Annotated in this window: 18 protein-coding genes and 2 pseudogenes; 8 read left to right on the plus strand and 12 right to left on the minus strand. The window is 73.5% G+C overall.

Annotated features, from left to right (window positions below; translation table 11 throughout):
* Nucleotides 1–337 precede the first annotated feature (337 nt).
* Complete coding sequence (locus tag ACIQVL_RS18830) at nt 338–2,236, minus strand: NAD-binding protein (protein ID WP_403475920.1); 1,899 nt, start codon at nt 2,234–2,236, stop codon at nt 338–340.
* Between the two features lie 171 nt (nt 2,237–2,407).
* On the opposite strand from ACIQVL_RS18830, the gene ACIQVL_RS18835 reads away from it, so the two are divergent.
* Complete coding sequence (locus ACIQVL_RS18835; protein ID WP_403475846.1) at nt 2,408–3,451, plus strand: permease; 1,044 nt, start codon at nt 2,408–2,410, stop codon at nt 3,449–3,451.
* Nucleotides 3,448–4,248, plus strand: a complete 801-nt coding sequence (locus ACIQVL_RS18840) for a TIGR03943 family putative permease subunit (protein WP_403439960.1) — start codon at nt 3,448–3,450, stop codon at nt 4,246–4,248. Before ACIQVL_RS18835 ends, ACIQVL_RS18840 begins: the two co-directional genes overlap by 4 nt.
* A 37-nt stretch (nt 4,249–4,285) precedes the next feature.
* Here the strand turns inward: ACIQVL_RS18840 and ACIQVL_RS18845 are convergent, their stop codons facing one another.
* The 5 genes and pseudogenes from ACIQVL_RS18845 to ACIQVL_RS18865 form a co-directional block, all read right to left on the minus strand.
* On the minus strand, nt 4,286–5,047 hold the full coding sequence (locus tag ACIQVL_RS18845) for a metallophosphoesterase family protein (protein ID WP_403475847.1): 762 nt from the start codon (nt 5,045–5,047) through the stop codon (nt 4,286–4,288).
* A 321-nt stretch (nt 5,048–5,368) separates the two neighbouring features.
* Nucleotides 5,369–5,677: a hypothetical protein gene (locus ACIQVL_RS18850; RefSeq protein WP_403439964.1), complete on the minus strand. Its 309-nt coding sequence runs from the start codon at nt 5,675–5,677 to the stop codon at nt 5,369–5,371.
* Between the two features lie 85 nt (nt 5,678–5,762).
* A complete protein-coding gene (locus tag ACIQVL_RS18855) occupies nt 5,763–6,635 on the minus strand; it encodes a hypothetical protein (protein WP_403439966.1) in 873 nt (290 codons plus the stop codon).
* A gap of 282 nt (nt 6,636–6,917) precedes the next feature.
* The gene (locus ACIQVL_RS18860; RefSeq protein ID WP_403475848.1) at nt 6,918–7,139 is read right to left on the minus strand and encodes a DUF397 domain-containing protein; all 222 of its coding nucleotides are present in this window, start codon (nt 7,137–7,139) and stop codon (nt 6,918–6,920) included.
* Nucleotides 7,140–7,221: 82 nt separating this feature from the next.
* A pseudogene (locus ACIQVL_RS18865) lies at nt 7,222–7,428 on the minus strand (Scr1 family TA system antitoxin-like transcriptional regulator); the annotation flags it as partial.
* On the opposite strand from ACIQVL_RS18865, the pseudogene ACIQVL_RS18870 reads away from it, so the two are divergent.
* Nucleotides 7,426–7,677: pseudogene (locus ACIQVL_RS18870) on the plus strand (ATP-binding protein); the annotation flags it as partial. The pseudogenes ACIQVL_RS18865 and ACIQVL_RS18870 overlap by 3 nt on opposite strands.
* Nucleotides 7,678–7,699: 22 nt before the next feature.
* Here ACIQVL_RS18870 and ACIQVL_RS18875 read toward each other — a convergent pair.
* The 4 genes from ACIQVL_RS18875 to ACIQVL_RS18890 form a co-directional block, all read right to left on the minus strand.
* On the minus strand, nt 7,700–8,932 hold the full coding sequence (locus tag ACIQVL_RS18875; protein WP_403475849.1) for a cation:proton antiporter: 1,233 nt from the start codon (nt 8,930–8,932) through the stop codon (nt 7,700–7,702).
* 7 nt (nt 8,933–8,939) lie between these two features.
* Nucleotides 8,940–9,425, minus strand: coding sequence for a cation:proton antiporter regulatory subunit (locus ACIQVL_RS18880; protein ID WP_403475850.1), 486 nt, complete (start codon nt 9,423–9,425; stop codon nt 8,940–8,942).
* 98 nt (nt 9,426–9,523) lie between these two features.
* Complete coding sequence (locus ACIQVL_RS18885) at nt 9,524–9,892, minus strand: peptidoglycan-binding protein (RefSeq protein WP_403475851.1); 369 nt, start codon at nt 9,890–9,892, stop codon at nt 9,524–9,526.
* A gap of 80 nt (nt 9,893–9,972) precedes the next feature.
* Nucleotides 9,973–10,911, minus strand: a complete 939-nt coding sequence (locus tag ACIQVL_RS18890; RefSeq protein WP_403475852.1) for a sulfite exporter TauE/SafE family protein — start codon at nt 10,909–10,911, stop codon at nt 9,973–9,975.
* Nucleotides 10,912–11,104: 193 nt separating this feature from the next.
* On the opposite strand from ACIQVL_RS18890, the gene ACIQVL_RS18895 reads away from it, so the two are divergent.
* Complete coding sequence (locus ACIQVL_RS18895; protein ID WP_403475853.1) at nt 11,105–12,196, plus strand: ATP-binding cassette domain-containing protein; 1,092 nt, start codon at nt 11,105–11,107, stop codon at nt 12,194–12,196.
* Nucleotides 12,193–12,987 carry an ABC transporter permease gene (locus tag ACIQVL_RS18900; RefSeq protein ID WP_403475854.1) on the plus strand — a complete coding sequence of 265 codons (795 nt, stop codon included), beginning with the start codon at nt 12,193–12,195 and terminating at the stop codon, nt 12,985–12,987. Before ACIQVL_RS18895 ends, ACIQVL_RS18900 begins: the two co-directional genes overlap by 4 nt.
* Here the strand turns inward: ACIQVL_RS18900 and ACIQVL_RS18905 are convergent.
* Complete coding sequence (locus ACIQVL_RS18905) at nt 12,965–16,201, minus strand: ATP-binding protein (RefSeq protein WP_403475855.1); 3,237 nt, start codon at nt 16,199–16,201, stop codon at nt 12,965–12,967. The genes ACIQVL_RS18900 and ACIQVL_RS18905 overlap by 23 nt on opposite strands.
* A gap of 326 nt (nt 16,202–16,527) precedes the next feature.
* On the opposite strand from ACIQVL_RS18905, the gene ACIQVL_RS18910 reads away from it, so the two are divergent.
* The 3 genes from ACIQVL_RS18910 (at nt 16,528) to ACIQVL_RS18920 (ending at nt 17,996) form a co-directional block, all read left to right on the plus strand.
* Complete coding sequence (locus ACIQVL_RS18910) at nt 16,528–16,968, plus strand: hypothetical protein (protein ID WP_403475856.1); 441 nt, start codon at nt 16,528–16,530, stop codon at nt 16,966–16,968.
* An 84-nt stretch (nt 16,969–17,052) separates the two neighbouring features.
* A complete protein-coding gene (locus ACIQVL_RS18915; protein WP_403439987.1) occupies nt 17,053–17,682 on the plus strand; it encodes a SigE family RNA polymerase sigma factor in 630 nt (209 codons plus the stop codon).
* Nucleotides 17,679–17,996, plus strand: a complete 318-nt coding sequence (locus tag ACIQVL_RS18920) for a hypothetical protein (protein WP_403475857.1) — start codon at nt 17,679–17,681, stop codon at nt 17,994–17,996. The genes ACIQVL_RS18915 and ACIQVL_RS18920 overlap by 4 nt, the downstream gene beginning before the upstream one ends.
* 66 nt (nt 17,997–18,062) lie before the next feature.
* On the opposite strand, the gene ACIQVL_RS18925 is transcribed toward ACIQVL_RS18920, so the two are convergent.
* A complete protein-coding gene (locus tag ACIQVL_RS18925; protein WP_403475921.1) occupies nt 18,063–19,640 on the minus strand; it encodes an adenosine deaminase in 1,578 nt (525 codons plus the stop codon).
* Nucleotides 19,641–19,743: the final 103 nt, after the last annotated feature.

The raw sequence follows: 19,743 nt of genomic DNA on the forward strand, positions 1-19,743 counted from the left end.
ACCACGATGTCGCGGCACTGAACCACGGTGCGGTGTGCCCCCGTATGGGGGCGCGGGGAACTGCGCGGCCAACCACGATGTCGCGGCACTGAACCACGGCGTGGCGTGCCCCCGTATGGGGGCGCGGGGAACTGCGCGGCCAACCACGATGTCGCGGCACTGAACCACGGTGCGGTGTGCCCCCGTGTGGGGGCGCGGGGAACTGCGCGGCCAACCACGATGTCGCGGCACTGAACCACGGTGCGGCGTACCCCGCAGGGCGGCCGCGGGGAACTGCGCGCTCAGCCCCCGCTCGGCCGCACGTGTCCCGGCTCCGCGGCCCACCCGCCCCCGCCTCTCAACCGAGCGAGTCGGGCGGGTGGGTGGGCAGGACCCGGCGGCCGGACAGCTCCGCCAGACCCCGGCGGGTGGCGACCACCACCACCCGGTCCCCACCCCGCAACACGTACTCCCCGTCCGCAACCCCCTGCCGCCCCTCCAGCGCCAGCACCCGCCACGCCCCCGCCCGAAACGCCCCCGCCACCGTCCGCCCCTCCAACTGCGGATGCCCGCCCACCGCCACCGCCGCCACCAGCAGCACCTTCCGCTCCACCGGGATCGCCCCGAGGATCTGCCGCCCCAGCATCGCCCCCGCGAAGGACGGCGCCGCCAGGTACGACACACTCCGGCTCCGGGTGACCGCCTGCGGATGCGCCGCCCGCAGCGTCCGGTACACGGCGGTCGCGAAGTCGTCGTCGTACAGCCGCAGCACCGCCGTCAGATCGGGCCGCACGGACCGCGCGTACAGCACGGCCTCCAGATTCGTCGTGTCCGCGCTGGTCACCGCGAGCAGCGCCTGCGCCCGATGGATCTTGGCGGCCTCCAGGACCCCCTCCTGGGTGACGTCCCCGAGCACCACCGGCACCCGCAGCCGCCGCGCCACCGCCAGCCCGCGCGCCTCCGGATCGGCCTCGACGCACACCACCGGCACGTGCAGCTCCCGCAGCCGCGTCAGCACGCGCGTCCCGATCTTCCCCAGCCCGAGGAGCACCACATGACCGCCAAGACCCCGAGGCGGCTTGCGCAGCGCGGACGCGGTGCGGAAGGTCCCGAGCGCCTCAAGGACCGCCGCCAGCAGCACCGGCAGCAGCAGCAACCCGACAAGACCCGAAAGGAGTTGCAGGACCTGCCGGCCGAGCGGCGCCCCGATCGCGGGGTCGTCGATGGCGAACAGGTCGAGGAGCGTGTAGTAGAAGGCCCGTACCGGATGCATGTGCGTCACCACCGACAGCGCGACCGCGAGCGCGACCACGCACCCCACGATCCCGGCCAGCGACCACCTGAGCCGCCGCGAGAACAGCGAGGCGAGCGGCGGTACGACCCCGCGCCCGGCCGGCTCCGCCGCCCCCGCCGACGACGACACGTGCTCCAGCACCATCACGCCACGCTCACCCGCGGACGCCCGCACCTGCTCCGCATTCGGCAGCAGCAGCGGCCCCCGCTCCCGGCCGCCCTCGGCCGGTTCGGGCCCGGTGCCGTTCGGGGAGAGCAGCGCCAGCGGGAACAGCCCCTGTTCGACGGCGTCCTGCCCCGCGTCGGCGCCCGGCGGCAGATCCACCGCCCGCAGCACCAGACCGTCCGTGTGGATGACCTTGCCGCGCCCGGCGAGTGCGGTGGCGGCGAGCGCCGGCGCGGCGGTGTCGGCGTCGGACAGCACGATCGTGGAGGCGTCCCCCACCGCGCCGCCCCCGCTGCCGTCCGGGTCGATCGCCAACGCGGCTGCCTGGTCGAGGAGTTCCTCGATATGCTGCCCCAGCCGCCGGTTGTACAGCCGCAGCACGAGCCGCAGCCGCGGATTCAGCCGGCGGGCGGTGAGCGCGGCCCGGATGTTGGTCTCGTCGTCGTCGTACACGAGCGCGAGCGCGGCGGCCCGTTCCACTCCCGCCTCCGCGAGCACCGCCTCGGTGGCCTCGTAGGCCTCCAGCACCCGTTCCCCGCGCGGCCCTTCGCCGGCCCCGGAGACCGCGCCGGCCCCGGCACCGCCGCTGCCGCTGCCGCCGTTCCCGCCCGTCCGTCCCACGGTCGCACTGACCACCCGGTCGAACAGCGCGGCCGAGGCGGCGCGGGCGCGTCCGACGACCGGCGGCCGGGCGATGCGCACGTTCGGGGGCACGACGAGGGTGACCTGTTCGCCGTAGACCGTGCGCAACTCGGCGGCCAGCCGGTGCGCGAGCCCGTCGTCCCCGCACACCACCATGGGCGCCGGGGACCCACCACCCTGATACGGAACGCTCGCCACGAGGGAAAAGAGTGCCTCAACAGGACGCATGGTTCCAGCAACGAGGTGAACACCCGCCCCCGACCGCCCGTAGGGAGGGGGAGGGAGCATAATCCCGGATCTGACCGAAGTGCCGGAGGTATCCGACCCGTGGCCATCACCGAGAAAGCCGCCCCGCCCGGCGCCGCGCCCGAGACGGGTACGCCCGGCGCCGACGACACCGGCACCCCGCCCGGCCGGGAGGGCTGGCACCTCAACTCCCCGCTGGCCCTGACCCTGCTCCTGCTCCTGGTCGTGGTGTTCCAGGGCCCGGTGCGCGGCGCTCTGTCGAAGCCCGTGATGCAGAGCTGGATGACGGTGTTCGTGGCGGTGGTCGTCCAGGCGCTCCCGTTCCTCGTCCTCGGCGTGCTGCTCTCCGCGGCGATCGCGGTCTTCGTGCCGCCCTCCTTCTTCGCCCGCGCCCTGCCCGGCCACCCGGCTCTGGCGGTACCGGTCGCGGGGCTGGCCGGCGTCATCCTGCCGGGCTGCGAGTGCGCGTCGGTGCCGGTGGCCGGTGCCCTGGTCCGCCGGGGCGTCACCCCGGCCGCGGCCATCGCCTTCCTGCTCTCCGCGCCAGCGATCAACCCGATCGTGCTGACGGCGACGGCGGTCGCGTTCCCGCGCAACCCCGAGATGGTGGTGGGCCGGTTCGCCGGCAGCCTGCTGGTGGCGTGCGCGATGGGCTGGCTGTGGCAGCGGCTCGGCCGCACCGACTGGCTGCGCCTGCCGGCCCACGCGCACCACGAGGGCGAGACCAAGGGGGAGGCGTTCTGGTCCTCGGTCCGGCACGACACCATGCAGGCGGGCGGCTTCCTGGTGCTCGGCGCGATGGCGGCGGCGACGCTGAAGGCGGTGGCCCCGGCGGAGTGGCTGCGTACGGCGGCCGCCAACCCGGTGGTCGCGATCCTCGCCCTGTCGGTGCTGGCCGTACTGCTGTCCATCTGCTCGGAGGCGGACGCGTTCGTGGCGGCCTCCCTCACCCAGTTCTCGCTCACCGCGAAGCTGGCCTTCCTGATCGTGGGCCCGATGATCGACCTCAAGCTCTTCGCGATGCAGGCCGGCACCTTCGGCCGCGGCTTCGCCCTGCGCTTCGCCCCGGCCACCTTCGCGGCGGCGATCGCGGGCGCGGTCCTGACCGGGGCGGTGCTGCTGTGAACCGGCAGGCGCAGGCGGCGGTGATGTTCCTGGTCGGTGCGGCCCTGCTGCACGCGGGCATGACCGACCTCTACCTCCGCTACGTCAAGGCGGGTCTGCAGCCGTTGCTGCTGGCGGCGGGCGCGGTCCTGATCGTCTCGGCGCTGGCGACGGCCTGGTACGAGTGGAGGCGCGCCCGCGGCAGCCGCACGGAGGCCGGGCAGCAGGCCGCGCCGGAATCCGTGCCGGAGGACGTGCCGGAAGCCGGGCGGGAAGCCGTGCCGGAGACCGCGCCCGAGGGGCACGTCCACCGCGAGCCCCGTATCTCCTGGCTGCTGGTCCTCCCGCTCCTCGCCCTGATCCTCATCGCGCCGCCCGCGCTCGGCTCGTACAGCGCGCTGCGCACCGGTACGGCCCTGCAACAGCCTTACGGCTACAACAAGTTGCCCAATTCCGACCCGATACCGCTGAACCTGGTCGACTACGCGGGCCGCGCCGTCTACGGCCACGGGCGTTCGCTGGCGGGCCACCAGGTCCGGATCGCGGGCTTCGTGGCCGTCGACTCGGCCGGTACCCCGTATCTCGTCCGGATGGCGCTGAACTGCTGTGCGGCGGACGCCCAGCCGGTGAAGGTGGCCCTCACCGGGAAGATCCCCCCGGTCCTGCAGCCGGACGGCTGGCTCCAGGTGACGGGCACGTACACCGCCCGCGAGACCCGCGACCCGGTGAACAACGGCCCGATCCCGTACCTCCGGGTCACCGAGGCCAAGCCGATCCCGACCCCGGCGGACCCGTACGACGAGACCTGGAACAACTGACGGCCCTGGCCGCGGAGCCGTGGCCGGAGAGCGGATGTCACGGGCTGTGGTCACGTCCGTCCCGTGGCGCGAAGGCCGCCAGGGCGTCGGCGTCGCTCGCGCGGGCGTGCAGGAAGTAGTCGGCCCACTCGGTGATGCCCGGGTAGGACGAGTCCTCGCTGATCCGGGTGATCGCACGCTGGATGTCGAAGTTCGTGCTGCGGAGCTCGACTCCCGGGCCGAGGAGGGCCCAGTGTGCTCCGGTTCGTCCGTAGGGCATGCCGATGCTGCCGGGGTTGATCACCAGTCGGCCGTGGGCGAGGCGGACGAACGGCATGTGGGTATGGCCGCAGACCACGGTGCGGATGCCGGGATCGAGTCCGTCGAAGACCTCCTTCCAGCGGTCGAGGGAGGAGTCGACGAGGACGACTTCTTCGTCGTCGCGAGGGGTGGCATGGCAGAACAGCACCTCTCCCAGGCCGTTCACGGACAGGGAGAACGATCGTGGCAGCGAGCCGAGAAGGTCGAGATGGTCCTGGCGAAGCTGCGAGGCTGCCCAGGGGGCGATGGGATCGGGGATGGTGTCGCGTTGCCCCCGACGGAATTCACGAAGTTCGCGGTCGGCGTTGCCGCTGACCCAGATGACGCGGTCGCCGAGACCGGTCAACAGGTCGAGAACCTGGGTCGGTTGTGGGCCGGCGGTGATGTCACCGGTGAGCACGATGCGATCGGCGGTGCTGACGTCCGGTTCGGCGAGTACTGCCTCCAGGGCGGGCAGGACGCCGTGAACGTCGGACAGGACGGCTACTCGCTTCAGCATGGTGACCACTGTGGGATGAAGGCAGCCACGCGGTGTGGTCCTTCACCCGCGGCGTACCTCGGCCTGTTCAGTCAACTGGAGGATTTGGGCCACCGCCGGGGAGCGCGGTCCCAGGTGGGCGGGGTCGGTGGTGGCCCAAATCCACCAATCGCTCCCTTCCGGGTAGCTCAGCCGCTGTCGGTGGGCTGCGCGTGTTCATGAGCGGACCCGATTCTGGCGGGGCCAAGCCCGTCGGGTGATGGCACAGGCAGGTACGGCCTCCGCCGCCCCAGCCGGACAACGAGTTTCAGCGTCTTCGGCCATTCGTCTCGGTGGAGGTTCTCACGGCCAGGTGCGCTCGACACGGTCGTGCCGCACGGCGTACGCCGCTGGGCCGCCCTTCTCAACGGCCCGGTGGATCGCGTCGCCGCGTGTGACGAGCCGTTCGACCATCTCGCTAAGGACGTGCGCCTCGGCCACCGCGATGAACGGCACCGAGGGCTGCCCTCTCAGGACCGGCTCCACCTGGTGGACCAGCGGTGCTCCGGCGGCCTGGCCCTTCAGCCAGGTGGTGAGAGTCGACTGGGGGATCTCAAGGTAGGAGGCCGTTTCCGCGGGTGTCAGAAGCCCGTCTCTGAACCTGTCCACCATGCCCCACCTCCTCCTGATGCCGCGCTTCGCATCGTCGCGCATCGAGCCTCCCACCTGCCGGTGGACCGCACACCCGGTCACCGGCTCAACCGGCCGCACGGACACCGTTCCCGGACCGGCAGTCCCGGCAGCGTCCGGGGTCCGGCGCTCGGAACGCCCGCTCGCAGCCGTCGCAGGTCTGGAAGCGCGCGACGGTCGGGCGGTCTGTGACGCGCTCGGACCGGAGTGGGGGCGGGGCAGGGAGGGGCGTCTCGCGCAGGCGGAAGGCGAGGATGCCTGCCGGGCGGGTGCGGAGCCGGTCGGGCAGCCCCGCGGTGAGGAACTCGATGAGTCTGGGAGCGTCGACGCCTGCCGCGAGCCATTCGGAGACTGCCGGTGCGAGTCGTGCGGCCTCCTGCGCGGAGAGGATCAGGCGCGGATCGACGCGGCGCAGTGCGGTGAGTACGGCAACGGCCCGGGGGTCCGCGTCGGCGAGCGAAGCCGGGGACTTCGCTTCGGCAGCCGGTTCGGGGGTGCGCTCAGCGGCTGGCCCGGTCACCGGCGCGCTCGCGGGCTGTTCCCGGGGGAGGCGGGTCTTCGGGGGTTCGGGCGGTTCCGGGTCGGGATCGCCGCCGGGTACGTCGTGGAAGAACGTCCGGGTACGAACCTGCCCGGTGGACGCCCGCTCGCGACGGCGTTCCAGGTATCCGGCCGCTTCCAATTCCCTGAGTGCCCGCGAGATCAGGATCTCGCCCTCGGTGAAGTGCTCGCAGAGGGCGGCGATGCTCACCGGTGAACCGTCGGGCAGGGAGAGGACGTAGGCCGCGACGCCGACCGTGACCGCGCTGCCGCGGCGCTGCGCGAGGGCGTTGGAGATCACGGTGAAGTCGGCGGTGAGCCGGGTGCGGACGTGGATCACGCCGGAGGTCGGAGCTCCGGCACCGGTGCGCGAGGGCGCGTTAGACTGCGGGTCAGCCATCGGGAAGGTGTTCACTTCCTGATCGGTCAGGCCCTCGTTCGGGATGCCAGTCCCGGCCGGGGGCCGTATCTGTTTGCGGTTGTCGCGGTGAACGTAACGGCCCGCATCCCGCGCCTGCAAGCCGGTCACCCGGACGGGTGACGCGCGCCGCACGGCCGGGGAGGGTGGGTGGGCGGGTAGTTCTTTCCCCCGGTTCTTTGGGGAGGTCAGCGGCCCGCCGGGCCCTCGCGGACAAGGTTCCGGCGGACCGGGGAGGCGTGCCGTGGCCGGGGCCCGGCGGACTCAGACGCGGTGGCGCCGACCGGCCTTCAACTTGCCTATGAAAGCGGCCCAGGAGCTGGCCTCGAAGATCAGTGCGGGTCCGTCAGGGCTCTTGCTGTCACGCACGGGGACGGCGCCGGGGAACGCGTCGGCCACCTCCACGCAGTTGCCGCCCTCCTGATTGCTGTAGCTGCTCTTGCGCCAGGCGGCGCCGTTCAGATCGGGACGGGACGTTCGCGCCACGGTAGTTGCCCTCCATCACGGACCTGATCATGTCGAGTGACATGAGCGGGGGGAGGGCTGCCGCCCGCAGCCGATCGTAAATCACCTTGTAACGGCCGACGTTGGGTGGTTCCTCGATGAGCTGGCCGTAGTCCGAGCCTTCTGTGTAGGCCACGTCCGAGCTGTCCGGAAGAGTGAGGATCGTCAACGATCCGCCCATCGCCTCGTGTCCGCCCTGGTCGAAGGGCAGTACCTGCACGGTGATGTGACGTTCTGCCGCTCCGTCGAGCAATCGCTCCAACTGCTGCACGGCAGGGTGCCGGGGCGCGACTTCGGGCTGCGGCTCGCCCTCGACACCGCGGCGGGCCTGGTCCGTGCCGAGGTCGCGGACGCCGAATCCAGGAAGAGGCCGCCCGGCGCCGTGCCCTCGTCCTTTCCCGAGGGGGAGTCGGGCCGCGGTCTGCTCCTGGTGGATGCCCTGGCCCTGCGGTGGGGTGTGACGCCTCGTCACCCCGTGGGCAAGACGGTGTGGGCGCAGGTGCCCGTCGTCTCGCCGTGACCGGGGTGGCCGCCGGGCCCGGTCACGTCCGGCCGACCGTGTCCTGGTCGTCGACCGGGGCGGCCGGGGCCGGCAGGGCGAGGGACTGCTCGGTCCTCGTCCGGCGGGTGAGGCGGCGGGCCAGGGGTTCGGTGTAGCGGGCGGTGAGGGGGCCGAGGATGACGAGGATCAGGACGTAGGCCGTGGCCAGGGGGCCCAGGGAGGGTTCGATGCCCGCGGTGACGGCGAGACCGGCGATGACGATGGAGAACTCGCCGCGGGCGACCAGGGTGCCGCCGGCCCGCCAGCGGCCCCTGGCCGAGATCCCGGCGCGTTGCGCGGCCCAGTAGCCGGTGGCGATCTTCGTCAGCGTGGTGACGAACGCCAGGGCGAGCGCGGGCAGCAGCACCGGCGGGATGCTCGACGGGTCGGTGTGCAGGCCGAAGAAGACGAAGAAGACGGCGGCGAACAGGTCGCGCAGGGGAGCCAGCAGGTGGTGGGCGCCCTCGGCCACCTCGCCGGACAGGGCGATGCCGACCAGGAAGGCGCCCACCGCGGCGGAGACCTGCAGCTTCTGGGCGATGCCCGCGACCAGCAGGGTCAGGCCCAGCACCACCAGGAGCAGCTTCTCCGAGTCGTCGCTGGAGACGAAGCGGGAGATGTGCCTGCCGTAGCGGACCGCGATCAGCAGGACCAGTCCGGCGACCCCGAGGGCGACCGCCAGCGTGAGGCTGCCCGCCGCGAGGCCCACGCCGGCCAGCAGCGCGGTGATGATCGGCAGGTAGACGGCCATGGAGAGGTCCTCCAGGACCAGGATGCTCAGTATCACCGGCGTCTCCCGGTTGCCGAGCCGTCCCAGGTCCCCGAGCACCTTCGCGATCACCCCGGACGAGGAGATCCAGGTGACGCCGGCCAGCACCACGGCCGCCACCGGGCCCCAGCCGAGCAGCAGAGCCATCGCGGCGCCGGGCAGCGCGTTCAGCGCGGCGTCCACCAGACCCGCCGGGTACTGGGTCTTGAGGTTGGAGACGAGATCGCTGGCGGTGTACTCCAGACCCAGCATGAGGAGCAGGAGGACGACGCCGATCTCGGCGCCGATCGCAACGAACTCCTCGCTGGTGCCGAGCGGGTAGAGCCCGCCCTCGCCGAAGGCGAGCCCGGCCAGCAGGTAGAGGGGGATGGGCGAGAAACGGAGGCGCCCGGCGAGCCGGCCCAGCAGGCCGAGGCCGAGGATGATCGCACCGAACTCGATCAGGAACACGGAGGAGTCGTGCACGGCGGACTCACTCCCGCCCGAGTATGGAGGCGGCCGCGTCGACGCCCTCACGGGTGCCGATGACGATGAGCGTGTCGCCGCCCGCGAGGCGGAAGCCGGGTGTGGGGGAGGGCACCGCCTCGGCGCGGCGCAGCACGGCGACGATGGAGACGCCGGTGTCGGTCCGCATCCGGGTCTCGCCGAGGAGCCGGCCGTTCCAGTACGAGGTGGCGGACAGTTCGATCCGCTCGGCCACCAGCCCCAGGCCGGTGGTGGAGAGCAGGTTCGGGCTGTGGTGCGTCGGCATCAGCGCGTCGATGAGCGCCGCCGTCTCCCCCGAGGACAGCCTGAGCGACAGGGCGCAGGCGTCGGGGTCGTCCCGGTGGTAGGCGCTCAGGATCCGTGAACCGTCCCGGTGCGCGACCACGGACACCCGGCCCTGCTCGCGTGTGGCGAGGTCGTAACGCACCCCGATTCCCGGCAACGGCGTCCTGCTCAGGCGTGGAGCCCCCAAGGCTGTCTCCCCTGTCTCGTCGTCTCGTCCCGCTGGGTTTTTGCGCTTTCTTTAACAACACCCTAACGGGGGAGGCGGGGAGACGGGCCGGGGGCGGCTCAGGACGGGTAGGGGACGTAGCAGTCCAGGGCCGGGTGGTACAGCACGTGCCAGGTGCGGCCCTCGACGACTCCGCTCGCCGGCAGGCCGTGGCAGGTCTGGATCCACTCGATCTTCTCCTGCGTGGCCGTGCCGTAGATCCCGTCGGTGGCGAGCCGGGGCGGCTGCCCGCCCCACGCGTTGCTGAGGCACTGCGCCTGCCTGACCGCGGCTCCCGTGGCGCCGTACCCGAGCGTGGGCTGGTAGCCCGATGCCACGTACGAGCAGTTCTGTCCGGGGGTGGCCGCCGCGGTGTGCGGCAGCGCCGGGCCGAGGGCGACGGCCGCGCCCAGTACCGCGGCCGGGGTGAGCAGTCGGTTCCGTCTCATGCCCGCTCCTTAAGGGGGCGACTCGACTCCTGCCCATGGTCGCCCGGGAGCGGTGGGGCCCGCGAGTCGGGAGCCCCCGGTCACCTGGAGCCGGGCGCCCCCGCCGGCTGCGCCGCGTCCGCCGTCTCCGCGGCGTCCGCCGTCGCCGCCGCGGCGGAGCCTGCCGGGCGCCGGTCGCGTACGGCGGTGAGCGTGCCGAGCAGGATCATGGCCAGGCAGCCGAGCAGGATGACGGTGGACGACGCCTTCAGCATCGCCAGTCCGGAGCCGGTGAGCAGCACGACCAGCGCCCAGCGCACCGCGGATCCCGAGACCCGGCTGGAGACCAGGGCGCCGAGGACGACCCCGGGGACGGCGCCGATCAGGAGCGTCGCCGCGAGCCCCAGGTCCGCGTCGCCGACGAGCAGGTGGCCGAGGGCGGCCGCGGCCACCATGGGGATGGCCTGCACGAGGTCCGTGCCGACGAGATGGTTGGCCCTGAGCCGCGGGTGGGCCAGCATCAGCATCACGATGATCAGGGAGCCCGAGCCGACCGAGGTCATCCCGACGATCACCCCGCCCACCAGCCCGATGAGCAGGGTGGCCACGGGCCGTACGGGGACCTCGGCGTCCTCCCCGTCCGCGGCGGTGCGGCGCCGGTCGAGCCACATGCGGGCGAGCATGCCGGCGACGGCGAGCATCAGCGCCGTACCGACGACGTACTTGACGCGCTGCTCCAGGTCGTCGCCGTCGCCGAGCGCCCGGAGCAGGAACACCCCGCCGAAGGCGGCCGGGACGGCGGTCGGCAGCAGCCAGCGCACGATGTCCCAGCGCACCGTCCCGGCCCGCTGGTGGACCAGCGCGCCGAACGGCTTCATGAACACGGACGCGGCCAGGTCGCTGCCGATGGCCGCCGTCGGATTCACCCCGAACACCATCACCATGATCGGCGTCATGAGCGCTCCGCCGCCCATGCCGGTGAGCCCTACGGCGAAGCCGACCAGGGCTCCCGCGACGACGATCGGAACGGTGGAATCCATGGGGCGGACCTTAACCACCATTCCTATGGGAAACGTAGGGAAGGGTTCAGGGCCGGGCAGCGCTCGGCCCGACCGCCCGGCGGCGGCTTCCGGCGCGCCGCTGACCTGCGGGTTTCAACGTCCCGGAGGAGTCCCGGCAGGCTGAAACCCGGCTGAAGCCGTGCTGAACCGCCGCGGCGGCACGCTCTGCGCCATGACGACCAGCGAACACGAACGCCAGGACGGACACGAAGGCCGGGACGGACGCGGACGCCAGGACGGACGCGACCTCGCGATCGCGGCCACCGGGCTGCGCAAGGCCTACGGGGACAAGACCGTCCTCGACGGCATCGACATCCGGGTGCCCGCCGGGACGGTCTTCTCCCTCCTCGGGCCGAACGGCGCGGGCAAGACCACGGCGGTCAACATCCTGTCCACCCTGATCTCCGCCGACGGCGGCACCGCCCGGATCGCCGGCCACGACCTCACGGCCGAGGCCCAGAAGGTACGGGCCGCCATCGGGGTCACCGGTCAGTTCTCCGCCGTGGACGGGCTGATCACCGGTGAGGAGAACATGCTCCTCATGGCCGACCTGCACCACCTCTCCAAGCGGGAGGGACGGCAGGTCACCGCCGACCTGCTGGAGCGGTTCGACCTCACCGAGGCCGCGAAGAAGCCCGCCTCCACCTACTCCGGCGGCATGAAGCGCCGCCTCGACATCGCCATGACCCTGGTCGGCCGCCCGCGGATCATCTTCCTCGACGAGCCGACCACCGGACTCGACCCGCGCTCCCGCCACACCATGTGGCAGATCATCCGCGAGCTGGTCTCCGGCGGCACCACCGTCTTCCTCACCACCCAGTACCTGGACGAGGCCGACCAGCTCGCCGACCGCATCGCGGTGCTCAACGGCGGCCGGCTCGTCGCCGAGGGCAGCGCCGGGGAGCTGAAGCGGCTGGTGCCCGGCGGCCACGTGCGGCTGCGGTTCTCCGACCCGGCGGCCTACGAGCGGGCGGCGACCGAACTGCGCGAGACCACCCGGGACGACGAGGCCCTCGCCCTGCAGATCCCCAGCGGCGGCACCCAGCGCGAGCTGCGCGCCATCCTCGACTGGCTCGACGCGGCCGGCATCGAGGCCGACGAACTCTCCGTGCACACCCCCGACCTGGACGACGTGTTCTTCGCCCTGACGGGCAACCCCGTCGCCTCGACCGGCAGTTCGACCGGCAGCCAGGCCGCCGGCCCGACCGCCGGCCCGACCGGAAGCCCGACCGCAGGCTCTACCGACAAGGAGACCGCCCGATGAGTACCGCCTCCTACGCCCTCCGCGACAACCTGACCATGCTGCGGCGCAACCTCCTGCACGCCCGCCGCTACCCCTCCCTCACCCTGAACCTCCTGCTCACCCCGGTCATCCTGCTGCTCCTGTTCGTCTACGTCTTCGGCAACGTGATGAGCGCCGGCATCACCGGCGGCCACGCCGACCGGTCCGAGTACGTCGCCTACCTCGTCCCCGGCATCCTCTTCCTGACCGCCGCCATGACCTCGCTCGGCACCGCCGTCTCGGTGGCCACCGACATGACCGAGGGCATCATGGCCCGGTTCCGCACCATGGCGATCTCCCGCGCCTCGGTGCTGATCGGACACGTGGTCGGCAGCGTGATCCAGACGATGATGGCGCTCGCGCTCGTCCTGGGCATCGGACTCGCCATCGGCTTCCGGCCCGACGCGTCGCCGGTGGAGTGGCTCGCCGCGGCCGGACTGATGGCCCTGGTCAGCCTCGCGCTCACCTGGCTCGCGGTCGGCATCGGCCTGATCAGCCCCAACGCCGAGGGCGCCAGCAACATCGGCACCCCGCTGGTGATGCTGCCCTTCCTGTCCAGCGCGTTCGTGCCGGTGGACGCCATGCCGGACTGGTTCCGCTGGTTCGCCGAGTACCAGCCGTTCTCGCCCTTCATCGAGACCCTGCGCGGCCTGCTGCTGGGCAGCGGGATCGGCACCGAGAACGCGGTGCTGGCCCTCGGCTGGGGCCTCGGGCTGAGCGTGCTCGGCTACCTGTGGTCCAAGGCGCGGTTCAGCCGCGAGCCCCGGCAGTGACCTCATGCAGCGCCTGCCGGGCCGCCACCCGCAGCTGATCCCGCCCCAGGGCCGCGTACTCCGACCTCGCGTCGGCGTACGCGGCCCCGTCCGCGTTCTCGGCCGCCGCCCGGGACCTGGCCGAGGAGAGCGTGGGCAGGTCCCGCATCACCGGCAGCACCTCCGCCAGCGCCAGCAGCCGTACCGCCGCCGGGTCGCCCCAGGCCAGCCCGGCATGGCCGAGCGCGAGCAGCACCGAGCCGTAGACCGGCAGTTCCAGCAGGTCCCCGGCGCCGGAAGCGGTGCCTGACAGCATGCCGAGCAGCCGTTCCCGCAGGTGCGCGGCGAGCTCGGCCACCGGTTCGACGCGGCCGTGCTGTGCGTGCGCGGCGAGCGCGGCGGCCTGCACCTGGAGCGACCACGAGTCCAGGAACGGGTCGTCGGCGGCGAGCGCACTCGCCTCCCGGATCCCGGCGGCCGCCTGCCGCCAGAGGCCGAGGCCGACCTCGGTCAGCCCCCGGGCCAGCGCTATCTCCGCCCGTGCCTGCAGCAGTTCGGGACTGAAGGCCTGGGCGGTCTCCGGCTGCCGGTCCGGGACGGCGCGGCCCAGCCAGTACTCCGCCTCCTCGACGTCCCCGCGCTGCAGGCAGGCCGACACCAGCCCGTAGCGGACGCCGATCGCGTCCGACCAGGTCCCGGCCCCGCTGAGTGTGTCGGCGGCCCGGAGATGGTCGTACGCCTCCGCGCCGCGCTCCGTCTTGAGGCACAGCTCGCCGATCCGGCCGTGGCCGAGCAGCGTCATGACCAGGTTGCCGAGCGGCCCCACCGCGGCGAGCATCCGGCGCGCGTACCGCAGTGCCCGCTCCGTCTCGTACGCCGATTCCCACAGGTAGCTGGCGACGCCCGCGGCGAGGCCCGCCAGCAGCGGCTCGTCGGCCTCGCACAGCTCCTCCAGCCGCGCGTACTGCGGCGGGCGCATGTCCGGGACCGCGCACAGCACGGCGGCCAGCGCCCGCGGCACGGTGTCCGCCGGGGCGGGCGGCAGGCGGCGCAGCGTGACGAGCTGGCGTACGGCGTGCGGGCCGTAGCCCATGAAGAGGCCGGCCGCGCACACCGCGGCCGCGCTCCGGGCCGTCTCCACGTCCTCGGGGTGCCCGGGTCCCGGACGGAAGTGGGACAGCGGCCCGCCCGTCTCGGCGGCGAGGGTGACGAACCGGGTGTAGCTGTTGCCGACCGACCACAGGGAGGCCAGGACGGCGGTGACGGCGGCGGTGGCCGGCCCGTCGCCGCGGGCCAGGGCGTGCCGCAGCGCGAGGACCAGGTTGTCCTGCTCGGCCCGGACGCGGTCGAAGGCGGCCGGCGCGTCGGTGCCGTACATCCCGGCGTGATGGGCCCGGCCGAAGTCCCGGGCCCAGGCGAGGAACCGGCCCGTCACGGCCTCGTCCTCGCCCGCCTCCGCCCGCCGGGCGGCGCCGAACTCCCGCAGCGTCTCCAGCATGTGGAACCGCACCCCGGCGGCACTCTCGCCCACCTTGACCAGGGACTGACCGGCCAGCGCCTCCAGCAGCTCCGTCGCGTCCCGGCCGTCGCTCTCGTTCTCGCTCGCGCTTTCGCTCGTACCTTCGCTCGTGCTTTCGCTTCCGCTGTCACCTGCGCTCTCGCCGAGCACGTACTCGGCCGCGTCCGCGGCGAAGCCCCCCGGGAACACCGACAGCGCACGCAGGGCCGCCCGCCCCTCCGGCTCCAGCAGGTTCCAGCTCCACTCGACCACGGCCCGCAGCGTGCGGTGCCGTTCGGGGGCGTCCCGGGCGCCGCCGCGCAGCAGCGCGAAACGGTCCCGCAGCCGGTGCGCGATGTCGGCCACGGAGAGGACCCGCACCCGGGCCGCCGCCAGCTCCACGGCCAGCGGCAGCCCGTCCAGGTGCCGGCAGATCTCGGCGACCCGGTCCGCGGGCAGCTCCACCCCGGGCCGGGCGGCCCGCGCCCGCTGCTCGAAGAGCTCGACGGAGGTCGCCAGGGACAGCTCCGGCAGGGCGTACACGGACTCCGAGGTCAGCCCGAGCGGGGCCCGGCTGGTGGCCAGGACCCGTAGTTCCCTCGACCGCGACACCAGCGCCTGTACGAGCGCGGAGGCGGCGGCGATCACGTGCTCGCAGTTGTCCAGGACCAGCAGCACGGGGCCCGGCCCCAGCGCGGCGACGATCCCGCTCACCGCGTCCTTGCCGCCGCCGGGGAGCTGGCGGCCCTCCCCGCCGCCGACGGCCGAGGCGACCTCGTCGGCCACGTCGTCACCGGTGACACCGGCCAGCGTGACGAAGTGGACGACGGGCTGCCCGGCCGCCCGGCTCACCGCGTGCGAGAGCCGGGTCTTGCCGAGCCCGCCCGGACCGACCACGGTGACCACCCGGGCCACGCGCAGCAGCCCGGCCACGGCGGCGACGTCGGCGTCCCGGCCCAGCAGCGGGTTCGGCTCGTGCGGCACCCCGTGCCGGACCGGCGCCGCGTCCGTGCTCAGCAACTCCTGGTGCACGGCCCGGAGCCGGGCCCCCGGGTCACTGCCCAGCTCGTCCCGGAGCCGGCGCCGGTAGCCGTCGTACCGGGCCAGCGCCGCGGCCCGGCCCGCGCCTGCGGCCTCGCAGCGCAGCAGTTCCGCCAGCACCTCCTCGTCCCGCGGCAGCTCCCGGTGCAGCTCGGTCAGCGGCGCGGTGGCCTCGGCCCGCCGGCCCAGCCGGGCGAGCGCGAGGGCGTGCGAGCGCGCCAGCGCCCGGTACGCCCGCAGCCGATCCGCCCGCAGCGCCGCCACCGGGTCGTGCAGCTCCTCGCCCGTCCCGGCGTCCACGCTGCCGTCCCACAGCGCCAGCCCCGCCTCGGCCTCCGCCAGGGAGCCCTCCTGATCCCCCGCCCGCGCCCGTTCGGCGCTCGCCGCCTCCCGCACGAGCAGCGCGGAGCTGTCGACCTGCGTCTCGTCCAGCCCCAGCCGGTACCCCGTCGGCGTGCTCACGACCAGCTCGGCACCCAGCTGCGACCGGAGCCGGGACACCAGGATCTGCACCGCCTTGCCCGGCCGCTCCGGCAGCTCGTCCGGCCACAGCCCCGCCACCAGCCGTCCGGTACTGCAGCCGGTACGCAGATCCGCCGCCAGCAGTGCCAGCAGCCCACGCAGCCGCGGCGCGGTGATCTCCCGCCCACGACAGGCGACTCGGGACAGCAGGATGAGCTCGGGGGTATCGGTCACCCGTGCAGACTAGGACGTCGTCCCGCATCGTGCCGGAGTGTGTTTTCGCACGAGAGGAGCACGAGCGGAGCACGAGAGGAGCGAGCCGGCGCAGGCGCTCGCGGTCGGGCAGCACCCTGGCCGTCCCCCGGACCCGGCGCCTCGCGCGTGGCGGGGACGTCCGTCGGCTGCTCTCACGACCGCCGCGGATCTTTTTTGCGGATCACGACAACCTCGGGTGGGGCCGCACGTCTGGTGGGGTGAAAGGCGGTTTCCGGGACGGGATTTCGGTCCCGGAGCCGTCCGATCCGTCAGCGTTTTCTCTGAGCTCTTTGGAGTCGTTTCCTATGCGGCATTCCCGCGCCAAGAAGTCGAACCGTTCCCTGCGCACCTGGGTGCTGGGGTCGGCTGCCGGTCTCGCCCTGGTGGTGGGCGGCGGCATCGCCGCCCAGGCGGCCACCGCCGGCCACACCCACGCGACCGAGTCGGGCACGTCGGCGAAGGCCGACCCGAAGCCCGTGCCCTCCACCCCGGGGAAGCACACCTCGGGTGACGCCGACCCGACTCCGGTGCCGGGTGACGAGAACGGCAAGCCCTACCCGAAGCCGGTGCCTTCCACCGGGGGGAAGCACACCTCCGGTGACGCCGACCCGACTCCGGTGCCGGGTGACGAGAACGGCAAGCCCTACCCGAAGCCGGTGCCTTCCACCGCAGGGAAGCACACCTCCGGTGACAGCGACCCGACTCCGGTGCCGGGTGACGAGAACGGCAAGCCCTACCCGCGGTAGAACCGGCCGCTGAGCCGCCGACCATCGGTGTGGCGGGGCCGGACCGGAGCCGGCCCCGCCGTACCCCTGAGGTGAACGAGGACGATGCAGCTCACCCTTGCCCTGCCCTGGTGGGCCCGGCTCATGCGCCGGGCCCGGACCACCCCCACTCCGGCGTCGGGCGTGCCGCACCCGGGCCGACGCTTCGGGCACCTGCGCCCGGTGGCGGACCGGGACGGCGAGAAGGATGCCCCTACACTCGCCGATCTGTACCGGACCCGGCGGCTCGACATGGTGCGGCTGGCGGCCTTCCTGGTGGACGACCTGCACTCCGCCGAGGACGTCGTCCAGGATGCCTTCACCGCCGTCTGCCGTCGGCACGGCGAACGGCTGGACGACCTCCAGGACGCGCATGCCTACCTCCACACCGCGGTGGTCAACGCCGCCCGCTCGGTGCTGCGTCGGCGGCGCACCGCGCGCGCGTACACCCCGCCGTACCAGGGCCCGGGGGTGCCGGTCGACGAGATGCTGCTGCTCGCCGAGGAGCACCGGCAGGTCTTCGACGCGCTGGCCCGACTCACCGCGCGCCAGCGCGAGGTGCTGGTCCTGCGTTACTGGTCCGACCTGACCGAGGCGCAGATCGCCGAGACCCTCGGGGTGTCCCGTGGCACCGTCAAGTCGACCGCGAGCCGTGCGCTCGCCACTCTGGAGAAGCTTTTGGAGGTGGACCGATGAGCAATCGGGCGCCACTGGAGGAGCGGCTGCGCGCTGCGTTCGAAGCACGCGGGCAGCTCATCAGTGCCCACGACCTGTCACCGGCCCGCCCGCCCGTCGGACGTACCTGGGGCACACGGCGGATTCGGCGGGTGCTGTCCTTCGCCGTCGCCGCCACAGCGGCGGCCGCAGCCGCCGTCGTCCTCGTGCTGTCCTCCAACACCCCGGACCGCTCCCACCCGACACCACCCGCCCGGCATTCCAGCCCCACCGCCGCCCCCAGCTCCGGCGACCCGCAGCCGGTGCCCTCCGCCGTGCCGTCCACCACCCGCTAGGCGGCGGACGGGACGATCGCCTCGACCGCGTTCCGCCGCGGCGGTCGCCCCGCCGCGGCCCTGCTCTCAGGGGCGTGACGCGGCCCGGCCGAACGTCCGCTCGAACGCCACCGACGCGGCCTCCTCACGCCACTGCACCGCCGCCTTCGCGCTCGCGTCGAGCAGCGCCCGGCACTCCGCGCCCGGCGTCCGCCCGCTGCCGGGAAGCTGCCCGGCGCAGGCCGCGACCGGACGGTAGCCGTCCCGGGTGGGGTTGCCCCGCCACAGGCTGTCGCCGGGCAGGAAGGCGTACTGCAGGGAGGCGCGGGCCAGGTCCTTGAGTTCCGGGTACGTCAGGCCGTAGGTCTCGGCGGCGTACTGGTACTCGTGGCTGATGTCGGTGCGGGACACGCCGGGGTCGTCGGTGGCCAGGACGACCGGCACCCCGTAGGCCCGGTAGGTGTCGAAGGGGTGCGCGGCGCCGCGCACGCCGAGGATCTGGGCGTTGCTGGTGAAGGGCACCTCGACGGCGGTCTGCCGGGCGGCCATCGTGCGGGCCGTCCGCTGCCAGTCGTCCTCGTGGCGGAGGTCGACGCCGTGGCCGACGCGCTCGGTGCCGGCGATGTCCACGGCCTCCCGGACGTGGAACCGCAGGTCCTCGGGGTCGACCAGGCCGGGCCGCAACTCGCCTGCGTGCAGGGTGACATGGGCCCGTGGATAGACCGTGTGCAGGAACCTCACCATGCGCATCTGCACGGTGTAGTCGGCGAGGGCGACGGGCCCGTCCTCGGGCTGGACGAGGTTGACGGCGAGGAAGCGGGGGTCGGCCTCGGCGAGCCGCATGCCGAGGGCCAGCTCGGTGAAGACGCGCTCGCGGGACTCGCCGCGGAAGGCCTGGTAGACGTAGCGCACGGTGAGCCGGCAGCCGGGGCGGGGCCGGTCGGTGCCGCAGCGGGCCTCGGCCCGGAACCCGGCCTCGGCGTCGTCCGTCGCCCGGCGCGCCGCGGCGACCACCTGGTCGAGCCGGCCGCCCGCCACCAGCCGCGCGTACATCTCGGCGGGGTCGGGATCCCAGCCGACCTCGTCGGCCAGCTGCTCGGCGCGGTCGGAGGCCGGGTTGACCATGGTCTCCAGATAGAACTGGTGCTGCGCCGCCACCGAGTCGGCGACCTCGGCGAGCACCTTGTCCGGGTGGAGCGCGGGCACCAGCCCGAACTTGTCGAACGTGGCGAAGAAGTGGTCGTGGCCGCTCCGGTCCGGCGGGAAGCCGTACATGGACCAGGCCCGCAGGACCGCCTCGCGGAAGTCACGGTCGTCGCGGGTGTCGGCGGCGGGCCGGGTGCCGGGGCCGCAGGGCGGTACGACGGCGGTCAGCGTCGCCGTGTCGACGCACAGCCCGTCGTCGGCGGCGAGCGCGATCAGGTACTCGGTCCTGACCGCGCCGAAGAGGTGGTTGTGCAGGTCGCCGCCCTTGGGCAGCTTCAGGAAGAACCTGCGCAGGGCCCGCGAGCGGTCCGGGCCCGCCGACCGCAGCGATGCCAGGTACGCGCCCGTGCGGGCCTCGGCATCCGCCGACGTGCCCGCGGCGGCTCCGGGGCGGGGGAGCGCGGCCGCGGGGGGTGCGGCCGACAGGCAGGTCAGCAGGGTGCTGCAGAGCAGGATCAGGGCCGCGGCGAGGGCGCGGGCGGGAGTGCGGGCGGGAGAGCGGGCAAGGCTCCGGCGCGGGCAGGCGGCTGCGACGGCGGGCGCCGTGCGGCGTGGCTGGCCG

It is taken from the genome of Streptomyces sp. NPDC090499 (genome assembly GCF_044769305.1).
Lineage (GTDB): Bacteria > Actinomycetota > Actinomycetes > Streptomycetales > Streptomycetaceae > Streptomyces.